The organism is Paenibacillus sp. FSL K6-1230 (genome assembly GCF_038002385.1).
In the GTDB taxonomy this organism is placed as follows: domain Bacteria; phylum Bacillota; class Bacilli; order Paenibacillales; family Paenibacillaceae; genus Paenibacillus; species Paenibacillus massiliensis.
Genome location: NZ_JBBOCK010000001.1, coordinates 751,854 through 772,901 on the forward strand (window position 1 = coordinate 751,854; position 21,048 = coordinate 772,901).

Genomic DNA, 21,048 nt, shown 5'->3' on the forward strand with positions numbered 1-21,048 from the left:
TAGGTTTTGCGGACGTGGCTCAGCGGTAGAGCATCGCCTTGCCAAGGCGAGGGTCGCGGGTTCGATTCCCGTCGTCCGCTCCAAATAAGTCCCCTTAGCTCAGCTGGATAGAGCGTTTGACTACGAATCAAAAGGTCGGGAGTTCGAATCTCTCAGGGGACGCCATATAACTACTTACAGTGGTTTACAAAGTTCACTGATATGGATTCGAACGAATGAGTTCGTCGGAGCTAAGCCTCGTTAGCTTAACTTCGCAGTCCGACGCATGTTGTCGGTATCTCTCAGGGGACGTCATATTATTCAATATCGGGACGTAGCTCAGCTTGGTAGAGCACCTGGTTTGGGACCAGGGGGTCGCATGTTCAAATCGTGTCGTCCCGATCTTATACGTGCGGGTGTAGTTCAATGGTAGAACTCCAGCCTTCCAAGCTGGTAGCGTGGGTTCGATTCCCATCACCCGCTTTACATAGATTCGTTAAGAGAGATGGCACTGCTATAGTGCCATCTCTTTTTAGTATATGCTACACTGAATTTTGAAGGTATGAACACGGATTTGTGTATTCAAATCAGACCTGAATTTTGGGAAAATGATCTTAGGAGCAGATGAAAGCGCTATCAACAAAATGTTTTCCTGTGATTCCGACAGCTCCGTTCCATTACAGCGAAAAAGGGGAGAGCGATGTGAAGAAAAAAGGACTATTTTTGATGATGACTTTTTTGCTGCTGTTTGCTTCGGCTTGCAGTAGCTCAGGGGGAAGCGGGGACAGTGGCGGTACCTCTGGTGACGGACAGGTAACACTGCGTATTGCGTGGTGGGGGTCTGATAAACGTCATGAGTATACACAACAGGTTATTGACCTCTATAAGCAAAAGAATCCCAATGTGAAGATTGACGTGGAATATGCTGCATTCGATGATTACTGGAAGAAGCTTGCGCCTCAGGCTGCAGCCAACCAACTTCCGGATATTATTCAGATGGACGTATCCTATATCAGCCAATACGCTCAGAATGGTCAGCTGGAGGATCTCGGCTCCTATGTGGGCAGTGCCATCCAGACTGGAGATGTAGCTGAAAGCGTACTGCAGACAGGCGTCATTCAAGGCAAGCAATATGGCATCCCGACAGGGGTAAACGTACTCAGCTATCAATATGTGCCTGAGAAGCTGAAAGAGGCAGGTATTGAAATTCCTGAGAATTGGACATTTGAGCAATACTCTGAGCTCGCCAAGCAAGCTGGCTCCAAGGACATTTATTTTGACAGCTCGATGGCAGCAGACATTTTCTTCAACTATTATCTGCGTACGAAGGGACTGTCCCTCTACAATGCAGAAGGTACAGCTTTAGGATATGAGGATGACAAGCTCTTCGCCGATTTCTTCGGTACACTGGCTGACACGATGCAGGCCAAAGGAGCTCCATCCCCAGAAATTATCAATCAATCCAAAGGTATTCTGGAAGAATCCCAGATCGTGAAGGGCAAACAGATTGGTGAATGGCAATGGTCTAACCAATATGTGGCTCTGCAATCGGTAGTGGATAAGCCGATGGCACTGGCTCCAATGTTCGGACCGGATATGGAAAAGGGTATCTACATGCAGCCAACGATGTACTGGTCTATTGCAGCTAGCTCTAAGGTAAAGGAAGAAGCAGCTAAGTTCATTGATTTCTACACTAATGATCCAGAAGCTAACAAGCTGATCAAGGGTGAGCGCGGCGTGCCAATCTCAGCCAAGATTAAGGAAGCTGTCTCCTCAGAGCTGAATGAGCCAACTAAGCAAGTATTCGATTTCGTGGCAGAGATGGAGCCGAAGGCATCTCCAATGAGCCCACCACCACCAGTAGGCTCTCCAGAGGTTATTGCTACGCTGGCTGATTACGTAGAGCAAGTGAACTTTGGTCAAATGACACCAGAAGATGCAGCGGCTAAATTCCGCTCGGAAGCTAATAGTATTTTGTCACAAAATCAATAAACTAGCTTGCACGACAATAAATAAGTACTAGAGAGGAACTGTTGGCGGCCGGAAGCTGCGCATGGACAGAGTAGTCGTCTGTTGGATCATCCTTGAGATGAAGAATGGACGTACCGCTCGAATTCAAGTGCGAAGTCCGGCCCCTTCAATCCAATGCCAATGAGTACAAATACTATTGCTGCAACTAACAATGTATTTATACTACCAACCTTCACTGGAATTAGGAATTCGAAGGGGCATGTAAAGGATGGAATGGAGAGGAAAAATACGAAATAAGGAGGCTGGTACCGTTGCGGCGAAGTCATACGCTTAGAGCCAATTTGACCGGATATGCCTTTATCAGTCCGTTTATCATTGGATTTCTGGCTTTTACGTTGGTTCCTATGGTTATTTCCCTGTATCTATCGTTCACAAGCTACAATCTCTTTACTTCACCTCGTTGGATCGGGCTGGATAACTTTGAGAAGATGTTCACGAACGATCCAAAGTATTGGAACTCTGTAAAGGTCACCTTCCTGTATGTGGTTGTTGGGGTACCTTTCCGATTGATGTTTGCTTTGTTCGTGGCTATGCTGCTGAACACCAAATCACGGATGGTTGGCTCCTATCGGACCATGTACTATCTGCCGTCGATTATCGGTGGTAGTGTTGCCGTATCCATCATGTGGCGTAATATTTTCAGTAATGAAGGTGTCATTAATACATTGATTGGTGCACTCGGAGGAACCCCGGTCAAGTGGTTCGGAGATCCCAATGCGGCACTAGGCATGCTAATCTCGCTCTCCGTATGGCAGTTCGGTTCTTCTATGCTGATCTTCCTGGCTGGACTGAAGAACATCCCGATGGAAATGTACGAGGCCTCCAGTGTGGATGGTGCGAGCCCGGTTCGTAAATTTTTCAGCATCACATTGCCGTTGCTCAGCCCGATTATCCTGTTCAACCTGATTATGCAGACGATCAGCGCATTCATGACCTTCGTACCTGCCTACATTATCTCCAAAGGTGAGGGCGGACCACTGGATGGAACCCTGCTCTATTCCCTCTATCTCTTCCGGCAGGCGTTCATGTTCAACAATATGGGCTATGCCGCTGCGATGGCATGGGTGATGCTCATTATGATTGCGATCTTAACTGCGATTCTGTTCTTGACTTCTAAATTCTGGGTGTTCTACGAGACGGAAAGGGGACGCTGATCACGATGCTATGGAAAAAGATCAAATGGCCGGTCTATCACATTTTTGTGGCATCGCTGGCCCTTATCATGCTGTACCCAGTCATCTGGATGCTATTCAGTTCCTTCAAGGAAAGCCGCACCATCTTCGCAACAGCGGGCTATCTGCTGCCAACGGAATGGAAGTGGGAGAATTATCTTACTGGCTGGGCCGGGATCTCTGGTTACAGCTTCGGCAGATATATCTATAACTCACTAGTGATTGTAGTAATCGCTACGCTTGGGGCGGTTATCTCCTCTTCTCTAATTGCCTTTGGTTTTGCCAGACTTCGCTTCTTCGGTCGGAATTTCTGGTTCGCGTTGATGATGGTGACGCTGATGCTGCCACATGACGTCGTGCTCGTACCGCAATATATTATCTTTACCAAGCTCGGCTGGCTGAACACGATTCTGCCGATTGTAGTACCTGCTTTCTTCGGAATGCCATTCTTCATCTTCCTTATGATTCAGTTCATTCGTACGATACCCGTGGAGCTGGATGAGGCAGCGACAATTGACGGATGTGGCAAGTTCCGCCTGTATCTGCAGGTGATCATGCCGCTGCTGAAGTCCTCGATAGCTACGGCTGCGATTTTCTCCTTTTACTGGCGTTGGGAAGATTTATTGGGTCCGGTCTTGTATTTGAACTCCCCGGAAAAATATACTGTATCTATGGCGCTCAAAATGTTCCTGGATAGTGAGTCCGCTTCCAACTGGGGGGGCATGTTCGCCATGTCGATAGTCAGTCTGATTCCGGTTATCGCCGTCTTCTTCCTGTTCCAAAAGCAAATTGTTGAAGGAATGAGCACCAGCGGACTCAAAGGCTGATACCTGGATACGTTACAGTCTTGAGGAGGAAATGGAAAATGGAACGAAATTTTGACTTCGGGCCTGGCGAACCTGTACCGGGCTATGAAGGAGTAACACCGGATTGTCAGTACACTGCCGAGCGCGGCTACGGCTTTGAGGATACCTCCAGGGTGTATGGCAGAGTGCGTACACCTGGGGGGAACGATGAAGCAGCCCCTCTGGACAGAGCTGGCAACGCCCAACAGGAGATGGACATCTCCGTAATCACGCCGCGGCTTCGCAGCAGCTTCTGCATTCCGGTGGGAGCAGCATTCGTCGTGGATGTACCTGACGGTACCTATCAGGTGAAGGTGATTGTGGGCGACGAGCTCGCAGAGACGCATACCCTGATTAAGGCCGTGGAAGGAAAGCGGGTTCTTCCACCGATTCGAACAGCACCCGGGCAATATGCCGAGGAGCGCTTCTCCGTAACTGTGCGAGGAGGCAGATTAAGGCTGATCATCTCTGGCAAAGCCCCAAGATTGAATGCGCTTCAATTGGTCCAAGCTCCTCAGACGATGAAGCTATATCTGGCTGGAGACTCCACGGTGACGGATCAAGCAGAGTCGGGTTATCCCTACGCAGGCTGGGGACAGACGCTGCCAGCGCTGTTCAAGCATGACGTATGCGTGGATAATCACGCCATCTCGGGCCGAAGCTCGCGTAGCTTCATCCAGGAGGGACGGCTGGATGCGATCCTCCAGGAGCTGAAGGCAGGAGACTTCCTGTTCATTCAGTTCGGACATAATGACGAGAAGAATGACCCGGCTCGTGGAACAGAGCCTTTCACGACATATAAGGAGCATCTGCGTCGTTACATCGATGGGGCCCGCGCCAAGGAGGCGCGTCCTGTGCTGATTACTCCGATCCAGCGGAGATATTTCGAGCCGGATGGTACATTGTCAGATACGCATGGAGACTACACCGTTGCTGTTCGTGAGCTGGCTGAGGAATGCGAGGTACCACTGTTCGATCTGGCTGAACGCTCCAGACAGCTATTTGAGCAGACGGGAGTAGAAGGCACGAAAGACATATTTATGTGGGTGCTACCCGGGGAGTATCTGAACTTCTCCAGTGGTGTGGAGGACAACACGCATTTTCAGGAATCTGGGGCGATTCGCATTGCCCAGCTTGTAGCAGATTGGATCAGGGAAGAAGGACTACAGCCATTATTGATGTATTTAAGATGAGCATTAGATAGAGCTACAGGAGGTCTATTCCTTGCTTCTGTAGAAGTATTCCCCTGTAGAAGTATTACCGAAGGAGTAGCACTTATGTCGCTGTAGACGGGCGTACTCGCCTGAACAGACAAGGAGGTCACGACGTGAAGGATGGATTGGACACCCAGGCAGGCCAGCAGACTGGCAGGCAGGGAAGCTATTATTGGGTTATTCCTGATGGCTATATACCGCCAATCAGTAATGGGGAGCTTCTCAGTCACGAGAGTATCTGTGTATTGAATTGCGACCAGCAGGATGCGAACTTGAAGATTAGCATTTATTTCGAGGATCGCGAGCCCATTGAGGCCATGGAGGCGTTAGTGGAAGGCAAGCGAACACGCCACATCCGTACTGCTTCATTAGAAAAGGATGGGGAGCGAATTCCTGTAGGAGTTCCGTATGCGATCACTGTGGAAAGTGATATCCCGGTATTCGTTCAGTACAGCCGCCTTGATACGACTCAGCCGGAGCTGGCGCTGATGAGTGTCATGGCTTACCCTGCGGGTAACTGATTCACAGGTTGAGCAGACATCATATCTTGAACAAGAGGCAGACCGTGGGTCTGCCTCTTTACTATGTCGCCCATATTTAGTACCTTGAATGACCCACTCACATTTGAACTGGCCAAAGTACTAACTCATCTTTGATGGTCTAACGCCTGACTTGGAGGATTGACGAATATGACGTGTTCTCCAATTCGTTCCAAGCACCCCCAGCACGATCGCCACAGCGCCTACAATATGATAATAATGGATTTCCTCCTGAAGTAGGAGAGCTCCAGCCAGGATCGATACCAGTGTGGACAGATTGCTGAATACGCTCATCTTGGAGGCCTGAAGTCGGGAAAGTGCAAAGCTGGACAGTAGTGTTGTGATTAGCGTGGAAGCTATTCCTAGATATGCGATGGCTCCTAGTGCCACAGGGCTTGTCAGTGCGCGTGCATACTCAGGTAACGTCCCTTCGATCAGATGCTGACCGATGGCCAGAACGTTGAAGATCACAAAGCCCATACCCAAGGTTACATAAGTAATCTCAAGTGGCGCATATTTCTGGGTCAGGGGCCGGGCCAACACACCATAAGCTGCGAAACAGATAGCCGAGAGCGTAATGAGGGCAATACCGATGATGTTGGCTGTAGAGAGCTGCGCGCCCCCCTTCATGGCAAAGATGAAGACAACGCCGCCCACTGATAGTAGCAGAGAAAGCTTTTGAAGTAATGTCGTTCTCTCCTTCAGGAAGATCGTAGCCATAATCAGGGTGAATACAGGAACTGTAGCTTGAATGATCCCTGCCTCGGAGGAAGAGGTGGTGACCAATCCAAAGGTCTGGAACATAAAGAATAGTACGGGAGAGAATAATCCTAACGGTAGCAGACGCAGAAGGTCCTGACGCTGCACGCGGAAGGGGAGCCACCCTGCAATTACCGGAACGGTAAGTACGAGGAAGGACAAGGAGAAGCGATGAGCCAAAAGATCTAGCGGATTGGCTACCTGAATGGCCAACTTGACGAACATAAATGAAAAGCCGATGATGAGGGCATAGGCGATCGCAGCGAGATAAGCAGAGGCCGTACCATTAGATGTCTGTGTGTTCATAGGAAGCTCCTTGAGATCGTGTATTTGTCATACAAGAAGCAGAAGATCAAACCTGCCTTACTGATGACACTATTAAATATAATAGAGGTGGAGTCTTGTAGCTATCGTAAAACACCCCATCTGTACCGGTACAGGTTAGATTAAGCTGGAAGCTATGCTGGTATACGTGTCGAACAGACCGATGCGTGCTGGTGGCATTCCAGCTATCGTAATGCAGCTGCACCAATCATTGTATTATTGACCAGGTGTGTAGCCTTATATCAAGCTTGCCAGGTGAATTGGAGGTTAAGGGATAGATTATGAAAAGAACACAGTCACAGTCTGAATCAGCCCATACACAGTCGGAACCAACATATATACAGTCCGAACCAGCACATACACAGTCTGAATCGGCATATGCACAACTCGGATCAGCACAGTCCGAATCAGTCCCTGTGCAGCTTAAATATGCTAGCATTGCTGCGGACCTGCGGACAGAGCTATTGAACCGGCGAATTCCGCGCGGTGTGGATGGCTACAAGCTGCCATCTGTACGTGTGTTGGCAGCCCGATACCAATGCAGCAAAAGTACCGTCCTGCAGGCCTATGCGGAGCTGGAGAGGGAGCATCTTGTCTACAGTCTACCCAAGAGTGGGTATTTTGCAGTGACAAGTGGCCCAGATTCTCGTTCTGCCCAGGATGAAGGGGGGCCGCTGGATTTTGCCTCCGCCGCTCCTGACCCCAGAGTATTTCCCTATGTGGATTTTCAGCACTGCATTAATCAAGCGATCGACAACTACCGCACGGATCTCTTTGTCTATGGCACAGCTCAAGGGCTACCATCACTCAGGGCCTTGCTGCAGGAGCGATTGACGGACCATCAGGTATTTACCCGCCGAGAGCAGATCTGCGTCACGTCAGGAGTACAGCAGGCACTAGCTGTGTTAATCACGATGCCTTTCCCGAACAAGAAGTTAGGCATTGTCATTGAAGATCCAGGCTATCATAATATGTTTCCGTTGCTGCAAGGGCTGCAGGCCAACTATTATACGGTCCCTCGTCATTTGGACGGTCTGGATATGGATCGGTTGGAGCAGCTACTTCAGACGGGAGAGATCAAATTCATTTATGTCATGCCCCGGTTCCATAACCCGCTCGGGGTATCCCTGACGATACCCCAGAAGCAGCGTCTCATCGAATTGGCTCAACATTATGATAGCTATATTGTGGAGGATGATTACCTCGCAGATCTGGATACGGATAGCAAAAGGGACCCGGTCTACGCCTATGATCGCAGCGGGAGGGTAATCTATCTGAAGAGCTTCTCCAAGATCATCTTTCCTGGCCTGCGTCTGGGCGTGGCTGTGCTGCCAGCAGAGTTGATTGAGAGCTTCGCACATTACAAGACCATACTTGATATCGATAGCTCTACCCTGTCGCAGGCTGCACTGGAAATCTATATTCGTAGTGGAATGTATGATCGACATCGTCGCGGCATTCGTGAGCAGTATACGGCAAGGATGAAGATGCTCAATAGTATGCTGGACCGACTTGGGGATCACCCAGCCTTTGCCGAAGCACCACGTAATGGAGGAGAACATACGGTGCTTCCTTTGCCTGCAAACCTGTCCTACAGGGCATTACTTAGCGGGCTGTCTAAGCGAGGGGTGCATGCAGACACAGCTAATCGATATTTTGCAGATCAGGATCGAGCTACACCGTTATTGAGGTTGAACATTTCCAATGTGCATGAGTCGCAGATCGAACGGGGCTTGGTGATGGTACGTGAGGAGCTGGAACGGCTGGATCGCCGCAAAAGATAGGGCGGGATGAGTCCAAGGGATCTGGTTAAGCGGCCCATCGTCCACAGACGTTGTTAGTCACACGAACAGGGCTATGACACAGTCTTGGAAAAGACAGCAGCATAGCCCTGTATAGTGGCACTATATAATTAGCAGACCAAATGGGACAAGACATACAAACAATTTAAGATAAACAAGTTAACAAGAAATAGTTAACAAGAAATAGTTAACAAGAACAAGCTAACAAAAACAAGCTGAATAAGGGACTAGCTTACGCTCCGTCAGGTCATCAATTCTTGGCCTCGGCTAGCGACAGCCTGCAAGGTTCGTCCACGCTCTTACTTGCCCGCAGCGAGCAATCGGAGTGATTCATCCGCAGCTTCCAGCGTGGCGTCGATATCCTCATCTGTATGGGCGGTGGTCAGGAACCAAGCCTCATATTTGGATGGAGCCAGGTTAATACCACGATTTAGCATGTGGCGGAAGAAGCTGGCGAAGGCTTCACCATCCGTATCCTGTGCTTCATCATAGTTGGTAATTGGATGATCGCAGAAGTGTGTGGAGAAGGCTCCTCGAATGCGATTAATCGTAAGAGGGACACCATGTCTGCTCGCGGAGTCTGCCAGTCCTGAGGTCAGCTTGATCGCGAGACGCTCCATCTCCTCGTAGACGCCTTCTCCCTGGAGAACTTCAAGACAGGCGATGCCTGCCGAGATGGATGCAGGATTGCCTGCCATCGTACCTGCTTGATAGGCAGGACCGAGTGGTGCCACCTGCTCCATAATCTCCTTGGTGCCGCCATAGGCGCCTATAGGTAGTCCACCACCCAGAATCTTGCCAAGGGCCGTTAGATCAGGCTGGATAGCCTCTAAATTATCCAGTCCTGAATAGGTCTGCGTGGACCCGTAGTGGAAGCGGAAGGCAGTAATGACTTCGTCATAGATTACGAGGGAGCCGTTGCTGCGAGCCATCGCACACAATCCCTCCAGGAAGCCTGGTGCGGGCATGACCATGCCAAAGTTACCGACAATCGGCTCGACCATCACGGCAGCAACCTCATCCCCCCAATGCTCCAGGGCTTGTCTCAGGCTGTCCAAGTCGTTGAACGGTACGGTGATGACCTCGCTCGCCAGACTCGCTGGGATGCCTGCACTGTCAGGAATTCCTAATGTAGAGGGACCCGAGCCAGCTGCGACCAGGACCAGATCAGAGTGACCGTGATAGCAGCCCGCAAATTTGATGATCTTGTTGCGATTGGTATACGCGCGTGCGACCCGGATCGTCGTCATGACGGCCTCGGTTCCCGAGTTCACAAAGCGTACCTTGTCCAAAGATGGGATAGCCTCTTTGAGCATAGAAGCCAGCTTAATCTCAAGTCGGGTAGGGGTACCGTAGAGGACACCATTTGCCGCCGCTTCTGTAATGGCCTTAGTGATATGTGGATGGGCATGTCCGGTAATGATGGGGCCATATGCCGCCAGATAATCAATGTAACGATTGCCGTCCTCGTCCCAGAAGTGGGACCCGGCTGCCTTTTTCATGAAGACGGGGGAGCCACCGCCTACAGCCTTGAACGAACGCGAAGGGCTGTTGACCCCACCTACAATATGCTCCAGTGCTTCCTGATACAATGATGCTGAAGTGTCTCGATTCATGTATATAGATTCCTTTCTGCGCCTGTCAGCAGGCGATAACCTGATTTATAAGCTGTGCTGCATGCGGGTAACATAGCTATTATATCAGACTGCTGCCGCAGGTTATGTGACAGTTTTGGAGGAAAGGCTATCCAGTAGTCCGTTAAACTCCTTGTTTTTCAAAGCACAGCACGTGCAGTGAGCGGCACAAAAAAAGATGCCCTCCCCCATACAGGGTGGAGAGCATCCATGAACTGCTGCTGAATGTTATTTAGATGAAAATCAGTATCTCTTCTAATTTATGTCAGATACAGATGCTCGGCTGCTACTGCTGCCAGAAGAAGGCTCTGATGCAGATTCCCGGGGACTTGTTGGAGGCGGTGATTTGCTATCCGTCCCTGTACCCGTTCCCGTGTCATCCTGCTCTGGAGTCTCCTCCTCAGGCGTGGAGTTCAGGAATTCCTGAATGTATTCCTTAAGCTTATCCTCTCTGCCAACAGTCAGGACAGCTGCTCCATTAATACGTTCCTCCTTGAGCATGTTCATTGGTGGAATCTGTTCGCTGCCACCAAACTTGCTCTCGTACCCTACACTAGCCAGCTTCCACATATCGTTCACGGACAGGTTCGTATCAATGAACGGATTCACCTGCTCCAGAATGCTCGGCAGCTTGGCAATGGAGGTCGTGGTCTGCATTTTCTCAGCAATAGCCTTTAGCAATTCCCGCTGACGACTAGTTCGAGAGAAGTCGGACATCTTGTCATGCCGGAAACGGACATATTGCAAGGCTGTATTTCCGTCCAGATGCTGCATGCCCTGCTTGAGGTCAATGTCATAGAGATGCTTATCGGCCTTACTGATGTACTTCATGTCCTTCTCGACTTCAAAGTCCACACCGCCAATCGCATCGACCAGCTTGATGAAGCCTTGAAAGTCTGTGTATACGTAGTATTGGATATCAATTCCCAGTAAGTCGCCTGCGGCCTTCATTGCTGTATTTGGGCCGTGGGTAATCGCGGTATTGATCCGATTTCTTCCATGGTCAGGAATAGATGTGTACGTGTCGCGAAGCAAGGAGAACAAGTGATATTTCTTCTGCACAGGGTCCAGGGACAACACCAGCATACTGTCTGAACGTGGAACGCCTTCGTCCTGAGCATCACGAGAATCAACGCCCATGAGCAGGATGTTGACTCGCTCGGTTCCTTCCCATTTCGGTGGATCAGGAGTCACAACCTTGTCGATTTTCTCAATATTATGGAACGGAGAAGCCTCCCCAGTTTTTTGAAGCTGATTCAACTGATTATATATGGATGTAAAATAAAAAATGACAACACCGATCACCGCAACGGCTACGACAGCCAAAACGGTCCAGATCGTTCTTTTGGTCTTTCTGGTCATGTTTCCTGTTCTCCCTTTCCCTTTTCAATTCATTACATTATAATTTCTTTTTGGAGCTCAATCAATTACACAGTGAGGTACAATATGTTAGCTATTGATGTTCAGCAATTGCGCAAGACGTTTCATGTCCATAAGAGCCGGGAGGGCTTGAAGGGTGCCTTCCTTGATTTATTTCGACGCGAATACCGGGAAGTGATGGCTGTAAAAGATATTTCCTTTCAGATTCCGCAGGGGGAGATTTGCGGCTACATTGGAGAGAATGGGGCGGGGAAATCGACTACGATTAAAATGCTTACGGGCATTCTGGTGCCTACCTCAGGAACGCTGAAGGTAGGTGGGTATACGCCTTATGAGGAAAGAGAACAGTTCGTCCGCAATATCGGCGTCGTATTCGGACAGCGAAGTCAACTCTGGTGGGATATTGGCGTCATTGAATCATTTCAGCTGCTTCGGAAAGTATATCAGGTTCCAGATGCGGACTTCAAGCGTCGATTAGATGAATTGGTAGAGCGCCTGCAGCTTCAGGAACTGCTTAATCGTCCCGTTCGCAAGCTTAGTCTGGGACAGCGGATGCGTTGTGAACTGGTAGCAGCTCTGCTGCATAATCCGTCAATTGTCTTCTTGGACGAGCCTACGATCGGACTGGATATTGTGGTCAAATCGGAAATACGCGAATTCCTCAAGGATATGAACCGCGAGCATGGAACGACGATTCTGCTTACTACCCATGATCTTCAGGATATCGAGGCACTGTGCTCCCGGGTCATTATGCTCGATGACGGGAACATCATCTATGATGGTGGCCTTGATGAGTTGAAATCTCGCTGGGGAACCGGGCGGGAGGTCCTGTTCCAATTCGGGACACCTGCGAGCCTGGAGCAGCTTCGGCAATGGACTGCTGGCATGCCAGTAGAATGGGAAGCTGAGCATGATCTGATGGCCAAGGTATGGATTCCTCTGGAATATAACGTATCCGATGTGCTCGGTGTCGTCGTGGGGCGCACGGACATTACGGATATCAAAATTATCGAGACAAATACGGACGATATTGTACGCAGAATCTACCAGTCGGGTTCCGCTGATCGACCGGAGGCTGCTGCCCCGCAAGAGGAGGCGGTCACGCATGCTTAGTGTGTATTCCGATTTTATTCGCATTCGTTTTTTGACGATGCTGGCCTATCGGATCAATTATTACTCAGGCATACTTATATATACCCTGAATATCGGCGTGTATTACTTTACTTACATGGCGATTTATGGAGGCGGTAGCAAGGAGCTTGGAGGCTTCACCGCTGCGCAGATGACCACCTATGTGGCCGTATCGTGGATGGCCCGGGCGTTCTATTTTAACAACCTGGATCGTGAGATATCGACGGATATTCGCGATGGGAGCATTGCCATCCAGATCATACGGCCTTATAACTATATTCTGGTCAAAATGACGCAGGGATTGGGCGAGGGAATGTTCCGCTTTCTGATGCTGATGATCCCGGGCATGCTTATTGCCATCCTGTTGTTCCCGGTGGAGCTTCCCCGCGACCCTTACGCCTGGATCGGATTTCTCGTGATGCTGTTCTTCAGCTTCCTGATCAATTCGCAATTGAATGTCATTACAGGCCTGTCTGCATTCTTCATTGAAAATAATGAAGGTATGATGCGGATGAAGCGGGTCATTGTCGATCTCTTCTCGGGTCTGGTAGTGCCTATTAGCTTATTTCCAGGCTGGCTGGAACGCCTCTCGGCCTGGCTTCCTTTTCAGGCGATAACCTACCTTCCGGGCTCCGTGTTTACCGGGCGTGTGCAGGGGACAGGGATCTGGAATGTGTTAGGGATTCAGGTCCTGTGGTTCATCCTGCTGCTGATCCCCATGATCATCATTTGGCGTCTGGCGCGTCGCCGTCTGTTCGTGCAAGGAGGATAGGTGTAATGAAGTATTATTGGAGCTTAATCATTGAATATTTGAAAAATTACATGAAATCCAGACTGACCTACCGTGCCGATTTCTGGGTGGAGGTCGTATCCGATCTATTGTTCCAGGCCACGAACCTGATCTTCATCTTTGTGGTATTCATGCATACCGATAATCTTGGCGGCTGGAGTCAGAGTGAGGTCCTGTTCGTCTACGGCTATTTCATGGTTCCCTTCGGCGTGTTCAACTGTTTTGTCAACATGTGGGGGTTCGGAGAAAGGTACATCGTGAAGGGGGAAATGGACCGTGTCATGACACGTCCTGCCCATAATCTATTCCAGATCATGCTGGAAAATGTGGACCCACCTGCGCTGGTCGGTTCATTGGTCGGTGTGATCATCATGATCGCCAGTGGCGCGCAGATGAGCATGGTCTTCGAATGGTGGTACATTCCGGGCTTAATCATTATGACGTTAAGCTCAGTTGCTATTTATACAGGGATTTATACGATGCTGACGTCTCTGTCCTTCTACTCGGATGCGCCAACCGGAATCATTCCGCTGATGTACAACATCCAGGGCTATGGGCGCTATCCAGTTACGATCTACAACAGAACACTTCAGGTGCTGCTGACCTGGATCATTCCGTTCGCGTTCGTAGGAGTCTATCCAGCCTCGTTGTTCCTGGAGCGCTCCGAGATGCGCATGATGGCACTGCTTACTCCAGTCATGGGTGCTATCTTCCTGACTTTGGGCCTGCTGGCCTGGAATCATGGAGTGCGCCGTTATCGGGGAGCAGGCTCCTGAGTCATGGAGTAATAAAGTCACGGCATAATGGGCTAGAGTGAAATTAAAGTTAAGAAATCAAGTGAATAAGAATTAAGTAGGCAGCTGCTTGTGAAGCGTATTTCGGATTAGTGAACATGGCTTCCATGCAGGCTGCCTTTATCATTAGTGGTAATGAAGGAATCAATTGCTTGGAGCAAAGTTTGTATTTTTTGACTTCAGAGCTTTTAATAGAAGAGAGCTTGACGTGTGGATTGAATAAATTCTGTCCTTGTGTGAAGACTTCATTCAGCTAGTTAAATATTTAGGAGGTAAAGGGGCATGAGTGCAATCATAGGACAACCAGCGCCCGACTTTGAGCTGCCTGGCAGTGAGGGCGGTATGGTCAAATTATCAAATTACCGTGGGAGCAAGGTGATACTGTATTTCTATCCAAAGGATCTGACGGCAACCTGCTCGACACAGGCCTGTGACTTCCGAGATCATCATGAGCAGTTCACTGGACAAGGGGCAATCATTCTCGGTGTAAGCACAGATCCGCTCCAGCGGCACAGCAAGTTCATCGAGAAGTACGGCCTGCCATTCCAGCTATTGGCTGATGAGGAGCATACCGTATCAGAGGCTTATGGTGTATGGCAGCAGAAGCAAATGTATGGCAAGCAGTATATGGGGATTGTGCGTTCCACCTTCCTGATTGATGAAGAAGGAATACTTGTACAGGAATGGCGCAAGGTGAAGGTGAAGGGGCATATTGAGAGCGTGCTCCAGCATATTTCAGAATCCTGAGTGGCATCTCTACATAATAATTCATTTATCTAATTACTCTGAAAATGAGTACAATCCCAACGGGCCCTTGTGATTGATTACAAGGCCCCGTTTTTTGTGTCCCGCATTTTAGTGCCAGAAAGCTGACTGCAGCCATCCTTCAGCTAACGAATATCTTTTTTCGATGAAGAAGAGAAGATTTGAAATAGAGCCTTGCGATATTTGAGTAGCAGCAGGATTCCCCCCACCATTGCTATAGTAATCACGATCCTTATGGCATAACGCTCCGCCAACAGGAATACGGTATCCCACTGTGGGCCAAATACTTTTCCCAGACTGATAAAGAGTATGACCCAGAACATGGCCCCGCTATAGGCGTAGAGCGCGAACTTGCGAAATGGCACAGCTGTAATGCCCGAGAAATAGCCCGTAAAATGGCGCACGCCGGGAATAAAGTAGCCCACAAAGATGAGCATGTAGCCATATTTGACGAACCAGCGTTGGGTCAGGGCGAATTTGTCAGGCTTGAGCAATAGCCATTTTCCATAACGCTCGATAAAAGGAAGCCCCACTCTGCGGCCAATCCAGTACGTGATGCTCATGCCAATGGTCGTACCTAGGAAGGCCAGAGCGATCAAGGGCCAGAAGCTCAAGCTGCCTGCATAGGCAAGATACCCGGCGTAAGCCATGGATGTCTCCCCAGGGAAAGGCAAGGCGATGAATTCCAGCAGCAGTCCGACGAAGAGAACCCAGTACCCGTAATTTTCGAATAAACCCTCAATCCATTGCAGCACTTCCACAGCTATTCACTCCTGTTTTCCTCTGCGATATCTTTCTTTCGAAATATGCACCAGACTAGTCTATTTAACTTCATCATTTCATATATTTTATCAAAAAATACTAGGTTCAATATATGGAGGGATCACGATGAGATATAGATTCGTTGTGTGTATAACCATTCTATGGATGCTCACGTCCATTCTATCATACGAGCAGGCGCTAGCACGGTTTCAGGTGGATACCCCCCTGTTACAGCCTGGCCGATCAATAGGCTCGGAGCCATCCACGATAGCAGCCTCAGCTCGGACTACAGACAGCAACACGGTCTATTTGACATTTGATGACGGACCAGGCAAATACACCGGGCAGGTGCTCGACATCCTACAGCAATATGATGTGCAAGCAACGTTCTTTGTATTAGGAGAGCATGCCGTGAGGTCGCCAGAGTTGATTCGGCGTATGGCAGAGGAAGGTCATGTTATCGGTAATCACACCTATAATCATAGCTACGAGGAGCTATATCGCAATTTTCAGGAATTCTGGAGTCAGATCAAGCGAACGGAGAGCATTATTCATAGTGTTACAGGGGAGCGTCCTGCCTTGGTAAGAGCGCCTGGAGGAACCTATGGGCATTTTGATGATGTCTACTATAGCCTGTTGGATCAGGCCGGGTATACGGTGGTGGATTGGAATGTGGACAGCGGTGATTCGAGGCGGTCAGGTGTTCCGGCACAAGAAATTGTACAGCAGTCTACCCGGGGGATTACGGAACGCGGAGACAAGGTGGTGTTGCTACACGATGGAGGGGCAAGGGGAGAGACGGTGAAGGCACTGCCTCGAATCATAAAGAAGTACCAGGCGGCAGGGTATTCCTTTGCTGTACTCACTCCAGAGATGCGGCAGTGGCAGTTCCCGGTGTCACAGAAGGCAAAGGCGCTTACACGTTCCCAACCGGGGAAGAGCTGGATCGCCGAGCATATCTTGACGAACCGTGCGCTGCTTGAGTCTGGACCTGCTCTACATGTCGCTATAGGAGCACAAGAATTGAGCCTGTCCGCGAGCGAGTATGAATGGAAGCAAGGGCATGTGCTTGCCCCATTACGCAGTGTTGTGGAGAAGCTGGGCGGCACTGTGGTCTGGCAGCCGAAGACAGGGATCGCCTCTGTACGCATAGGCGAACGATATATAGAGATTCATGCCCGACAAGGTGGGATCTTTCAGACGAATAATAGCGGCAAAATGAGTTGCGTGCCCAAGCGCGATGTGCCTCTCCTGATGGTCAGTGCTCACAGCAGGAATGCAAGTATCAGTACTCTATCCAATCTGACGGGTGGTGTAAAGTATTTTACTGACTATCTGATGAAAACTAAGTTGCTTCAAAATGCATATATGAGTAAGACCTTTATCCAAAGCAAGGCAAACAGGAATTATGTACAAGAAGTCCAAGGAGCCCAAGGTGTGAATATGATGAATTCAAGCATTGAAATGAGAGCGGATAGTCTTTACCTGCCACTGAGGGACTTACTGGAAGGACTGGGCTATACCGTGACATATGAGAGGGAGCCATCGGCGGAGTATCGAATCAGGGCTATATGATGAATGAATGAATGCATTAGGACCCGTGAAGCTCGGGACAGCTGATGTGGTTCATCATTGATAGGGAATAATGGATTCAGCCGATTGGCAGGCGGTGGCAGACTTCCGTGGCCAAAGAACCAATTCACCCTGGTTATTTGGAAGAGATGATATGCCTGAAATCATTAAGATCTGTTCGCCTAAAGAGTCTGTGTTCTGGGATATCTTGAAAAGACAAGTGCCTTCCTTGACGACGTGTTTTGTCGTTGCGTATAATGAATCCATTAATTGAGGGAGGCACGGTAATGAATAAGCCTAATGAAATCGTTGTTGTTCTGGATTTTGGAGGACAATACAACCAATTGATTGCAAGAAGAATCCGGGATCTGGGTGTGTATAGCGAACTGCTTCCATATAATACACCTGCCGACAAGATCCGTGAGCTTTCTCCAAAAGGAATCGTGTTCTCTGGCGGTCCATCCAGCGTGTATGCCGAGAATGCTCCTCACGTAGATCCGGCTGTTTATGATCTTGGAGTTCCTATATTTGGTATTTGCTATGGTATGCAGCTCATGGCTCAGCAGCTGAACGGAAAGGTAGAACGTGCTGGCAAGCGTGAGTATGGTAAGGCAGACGTGCAGTTCAATGAAGGATCTGCTCTGGCGAAAGGGCTGGATGCTTCGCAAACCGTATGGATGAGCCATGGTGATCATGTTACTGAACTGCCACAAGGTTTCAAGCTGGACGCAGGTACAGAGAGTGCTCCGATTGCGGCGATGAGCCATCCGGATCGGAACTTTTATGCTGTTCAGTTCCATCCCGAGGTGCGCCATTCCCTAAAAGGTAATGAGATGATCAGTAACTTCCTGTACGAAGTCTGTGGCTGTGAAGGCAACTGGACGATGGAGTCCTTCATTGAGAATCAGATTCGTGAAATTCGCGAGCAAGTGGGGGACAAGAAGGTTCTGTGCGCACTGAGCGGCGGTGTGGATTCTTCTGTCGTGGCTATGCTCATTCACAAGGCGATTGGCGATCAATTGACCTGTATGTTCATTGATCATGGTCTGCTGCGTAAAGGCGAAGCAGAGAGCGTTATGGAGACCTTTGTCGGCAAGTTCGATATGAAGGTCGTGAAGATTGATGCGCGTGAGCGTTTCTTGTCCAAGCTGGTAGGTGTGGATGATCCGGAGCAGAAGCGTAAAATCATCGGTAATGAGTTCATTTATGTATTCGAAGAGGAGTCGGCTCGCTTCGATGACTTTGATTTCCTGGCACAAGGTACGCTGTATACGGATATCGTAGAGAGCGGTACAGCTACTGCTCAGACGATCAAGTCTCACCACAACGTTGGTGGACTGCCTGAAGACATGAAGTTCAAGCTGATCGAGCCACTGAGTGCCTTGTTCAAGGACGAGGTGCGTAAGGTAGGCGAAGAGTGCGGTCTGCCAGAAGCGATCGTATGGCGTCAGCCGTTCCCAGGCCCGGGTCTGGCTATTCGTGTGCTGGGTGAAGTGACAGAGGAGAAGCTGACGATCGTGCGCGATTCCGATTACATCCTGCGTGACGAGATTGCGAAGGCTGGCCTGGATCGCGAGATCTGGCAGTACTTCACGGCACTGCCGAACATGAAGAGCGTAGGTGTCATGGGAGATGCACGTACGTATTCCTACACGGTAGGTATTCGCGCCGTTACTTCCATTGATGGCATGACAGCTGACTGGGCACGTATCCCTTGGGACGTATTGGAGAAAATCTCTGTGCGGATCGTTAACGAAGTGGATAACGTGAACCGCGTCGTATATGACATCACCTCCAAGCCGCCAGCGACGATTGAGTGGGAGTAACTAAATAACAATTACAAAAAGCTTGGAGAGCCCCTAGGGTTTCTTCCAAGCTTTTTTTGATTCCATAATAAGAAGTATTAATCTTTATTTAATTGGTCAAACAGAACTTGTAGTTTTGCAGTGTTAACAGCATCGTAGTTTTGAGACCATAAAGTTGAACTTTTTCCAGCACTTTGAGGATTGTTACCAAGTTGTCGTGACATTTCAATTGTATTATTAACTAATTTTGATTTGATAGTATCCCAGATGATAAGTGGATCGACTTCCCACGTTAGTCCATTATTAGAATCCTTAACTAAAGCACGGAACGAAGCAACAATAGGGAAAATAAGACCTTGAGAAATTTGATGAATTGTTGCTTCAGCGAAAAATTTAGTAGTGCTATTTTCTTTTCGATCAACACCCTTTACACTTCCAAATCGACCTGATGAATTCAATTCTAGATAAGCTGTGGGCATATCTTTTTCGATTCTGTCATGAAGTTCAACTATTTTAGGTAGCAAAGGTGCTATTAATTTATAAGGATTGTTTGGATTATCATATTCTGTGAGATAATCTTTTAAAACCTGGGCTTTCCCACTATATGCTGAAATAGGTTGTACATTTGAATCTCTAGGATATTTGAAAATATTGTAGCAGAACATTAATCGAACAAAATCAACAGAATCTAGTCTTTTGTCAGTTTCATTTTCTCGGTAAGAGATTTCGTTAGCATATGGTTGATCGTTTAAAACGGCTTTGACGAATTCGAATTTTTCAGCCAGTTCAGCTATCGCTTTATCAGAAACTTGAGCACTAGTATTTCGAGCACTTGCAAGTTCATCAATGTTTCTTACTGCAGTCATAACTTCTAAATGAACATATTGTTTGATGTTTTGATCGTTTTTTTTACGATACTTTAGGATTGCGTTATAAGTATGTCCGCCGTCTAGTACACCGTATAACGTCTTAGAAAAATCATCATCATCATCGCCGAGGTCTAATGTTAGTTTTCTATTCAAAGTATCAATTTTAACGTCTTTCGCAGCGATTAGGATACCTCGATTGTTTACGAAGAAAGATTCATCACTTGAGGTGATTGCATTAGCTATTTTTTTGTAAACTTTTGTTTTATCATTTACATCTCTTGGATTTACATCTGTTGGGAGACCAGGGGGGATTTCATTTAAGTCAATCCAAAAATGGTAAACCATTCTTTTGTCATCAGGATAGGGACTCTCCATAGAAACATTTTTTTTATACATAAATACCTTATTTAATTTACTCATCATTGCACTTCCTTTTTTTGTATTTTGTAACTATCTTTATATTAGTTTATTGAATTTTAAAAAAACATGCACCGGGGGTTCATATTTTGACAAGTAGAAAAAATATTTATGCAGATGATAGAATATTTGAAATGGGCAAACGTTTAAGAAAACTAAGGAAATCTCAAGGTTTGACTATTTCTCAATTATCAGAGCAAATAGGTTTATCTGGTAGAATGGTTAGTAACTATGAGAGAGGGGAAAATGCAATTTCCTTAGAAATAATAATCAAAATTTATGAATCAAAGGTCTTCGAAGATCGAAGTTTAGAGGAACTTTTTAGATTTATAGTAATTGAAGTGTATAATAGTATTTAGTGGATTTTTTATAAAAAAATAGATTTGAAGAATACGAATCATATAATAATAGCCTTTCGTAGTCCAAATAATAAATTTAAGTTTTAGTTTATTTTTCAATAGGTC

Annotated in this window: 18 protein-coding genes and 4 tRNA genes; 17 read left to right on the top strand and 5 right to left on the bottom strand. The window is 48.1% G+C overall.

Annotated features, from left to right (window positions below; translation table 11 throughout):
• Positions 1-8: 8 nt before the first annotated feature.
• The 9 genes from MKX74_RS03330 (at position 9) to MKX74_RS03370 (ending at position 5,762) form a co-directional block, all read left to right on the top strand.
• Positions 9-83: transfer RNA gene (locus MKX74_RS03330), tRNA-Gly, on the top strand.
• Between the two features lie 5 nt (positions 84-88).
• A tRNA-Arg gene (locus MKX74_RS03335) sits at positions 89-165 on the top strand.
• Between the two features lie 142 nt (positions 166-307).
• A tRNA-Pro gene (locus MKX74_RS03340) sits at positions 308-381 on the top strand.
• Between the two features lie 10 nt (positions 382-391).
• Positions 392-462, top strand: a tRNA-Gly gene (locus MKX74_RS03345).
• Positions 463-681: 219 nt separating this feature from the next.
• Positions 682-1,971: an extracellular solute-binding protein gene (locus MKX74_RS03350; protein WP_025680272.1), complete on the top strand. Its 1,290-nt coding sequence runs from the start codon at positions 682-684 to the stop codon at positions 1,969-1,971.
• 290 nt (positions 1,972-2,261) lie between these two features.
• Entirely contained in the window at positions 2,262-3,164 is a 903-nt protein-coding gene (locus MKX74_RS03355; RefSeq protein ID WP_018888286.1) for a carbohydrate ABC transporter permease, read from the top strand.
• A 5-nt stretch (positions 3,165-3,169) separates the two neighbouring features.
• On the top strand, positions 3,170-4,009 hold the full coding sequence (locus tag MKX74_RS03360) for a carbohydrate ABC transporter permease (protein WP_018888287.1): 840 nt from the start codon (positions 3,170-3,172) through the stop codon (positions 4,007-4,009).
• Between the two features lie 38 nt (positions 4,010-4,047).
• Positions 4,048-5,220, top strand: a complete 1,173-nt coding sequence (locus MKX74_RS03365) for a rhamnogalacturonan acetylesterase (protein ID WP_341177501.1) — start codon at positions 4,048-4,050, stop codon at positions 5,218-5,220.
• A gap of 134 nt (positions 5,221-5,354) precedes the next feature.
• Positions 5,355-5,762, top strand: coding sequence for a sensory rhodopsin transducer (locus tag MKX74_RS03370; RefSeq protein ID WP_341177502.1), 408 nt, complete (start codon positions 5,355-5,357; stop codon positions 5,760-5,762).
• Positions 5,763-5,882: 120 nt separating this feature from the next.
• Here MKX74_RS03370 and MKX74_RS03375 read toward each other — a convergent pair whose 3' ends face one another.
• On the bottom strand, positions 5,883-6,845 hold the full coding sequence (locus MKX74_RS03375; RefSeq protein WP_018888290.1) for a DMT family transporter: 963 nt from the start codon (positions 6,843-6,845) through the stop codon (positions 5,883-5,885).
• Positions 6,846-7,144: 299 nt separating this feature from the next.
• Between MKX74_RS03375 and MKX74_RS03380 the strand changes: the two genes are divergently transcribed.
• The gene (locus MKX74_RS03380; RefSeq protein ID WP_341177503.1) at positions 7,145-8,647 is read left to right on the top strand and encodes an aminotransferase-like domain-containing protein; all 1,503 of its coding nucleotides are present in this window, start codon (positions 7,145-7,147) and stop codon (positions 8,645-8,647) included.
• Between the two features lie 317 nt (positions 8,648-8,964).
• Here MKX74_RS03380 and MKX74_RS03385 read toward each other — a convergent pair whose 3' ends face one another.
• Together MKX74_RS03385 and MKX74_RS03390 are read right to left on the bottom strand one after the other, a co-directional pair.
• A complete protein-coding gene (locus MKX74_RS03385) occupies positions 8,965-10,281 on the bottom strand; it encodes a glutamate-1-semialdehyde 2,1-aminomutase (RefSeq protein WP_341177504.1) in 1,317 nt (438 codons plus the stop codon).
• 273 nt (positions 10,282-10,554) lie between these two features.
• Positions 10,555-11,661 (bottom strand): LCP family protein, encoded by a 1,107-nt coding sequence (locus tag MKX74_RS03390; RefSeq protein WP_341177505.1) that lies wholly within the window; start codon positions 11,659-11,661, stop codon positions 10,555-10,557.
• Between the two features lie 84 nt (positions 11,662-11,745).
• Between MKX74_RS03390 and MKX74_RS03395 the strand changes: the two genes are divergently transcribed.
• The 4 genes from MKX74_RS03395 (at position 11,746) to bcp (ending at position 15,141) form a co-directional block, all read left to right on the top strand.
• The gene (locus MKX74_RS03395) at positions 11,746-12,792 is read left to right on the top strand and encodes an ABC transporter ATP-binding protein (RefSeq protein ID WP_341177506.1); all 1,047 of its coding nucleotides are present in this window, start codon (positions 11,746-11,748) and stop codon (positions 12,790-12,792) included.
• Complete coding sequence (locus tag MKX74_RS03400; RefSeq protein WP_025680269.1) at positions 12,785-13,582, top strand: ABC transporter permease; 798 nt, start codon at positions 12,785-12,787, stop codon at positions 13,580-13,582. The genes MKX74_RS03395 and MKX74_RS03400 overlap by 8 nt, the downstream gene beginning before the upstream one ends.
• A gap of 5 nt (positions 13,583-13,587) precedes the next feature.
• Positions 13,588-14,376 carry an ABC transporter permease gene (locus MKX74_RS03405; RefSeq protein WP_018888296.1) on the top strand — a complete coding sequence of 263 codons (789 nt, stop codon included), beginning with the start codon at positions 13,588-13,590 and terminating at the stop codon, positions 14,374-14,376.
• 300 nt (positions 14,377-14,676) lie between these two features.
• On the top strand, positions 14,677-15,141 hold the full coding sequence (gene bcp, locus MKX74_RS03410; protein WP_341177507.1) for a thioredoxin-dependent thiol peroxidase: 465 nt from the start codon (positions 14,677-14,679) through the stop codon (positions 15,139-15,141).
• A gap of 143 nt (positions 15,142-15,284) precedes the next feature.
• On the opposite strand, the gene MKX74_RS03415 is transcribed toward bcp, so the two are convergent.
• Complete coding sequence (locus tag MKX74_RS03415) at positions 15,285-15,920, bottom strand: DedA family protein (protein ID WP_341177508.1); 636 nt, start codon at positions 15,918-15,920, stop codon at positions 15,285-15,287.
• Positions 15,921-16,047: 127 nt separating this feature from the next.
• Here MKX74_RS03415 and MKX74_RS03420 point away from each other — a divergent pair, with 127 nt between their 5' ends.
• Together MKX74_RS03420 and guaA are read left to right on the top strand one after the other, a co-directional pair.
• Entirely contained in the window at positions 16,048-17,496 is a 1,449-nt protein-coding gene (locus MKX74_RS03420) for a polysaccharide deacetylase (RefSeq protein ID WP_341177509.1), read from the top strand.
• Between the two features lie 284 nt (positions 17,497-17,780).
• On the top strand, positions 17,781-19,319 hold the full coding sequence (gene guaA, locus MKX74_RS03425) for a glutamine-hydrolyzing GMP synthase (RefSeq protein ID WP_018888300.1): 1,539 nt from the start codon (positions 17,781-17,783) through the stop codon (positions 19,317-19,319).
• 77 nt (positions 19,320-19,396) lie between these two features.
• Here guaA and MKX74_RS03430 read toward each other — a convergent pair whose 3' ends face one another.
• Positions 19,397-20,587, bottom strand: coding sequence for an AIPR family protein (locus MKX74_RS03430; protein WP_341177510.1), 1,191 nt, complete (start codon positions 20,585-20,587; stop codon positions 19,397-19,399).
• 86 nt (positions 20,588-20,673) lie between these two features.
• Between MKX74_RS03430 and MKX74_RS03435 the strand changes: the two genes are divergently transcribed.
• Positions 20,674-20,943 carry a helix-turn-helix domain-containing protein gene (locus MKX74_RS03435; protein ID WP_341177511.1) on the top strand — a complete coding sequence of 90 codons (270 nt, stop codon included), beginning with the start codon at positions 20,674-20,676 and terminating at the stop codon, positions 20,941-20,943.
• The last annotated feature ends 105 nt before the right edge of the window (positions 20,944-21,048 follow it).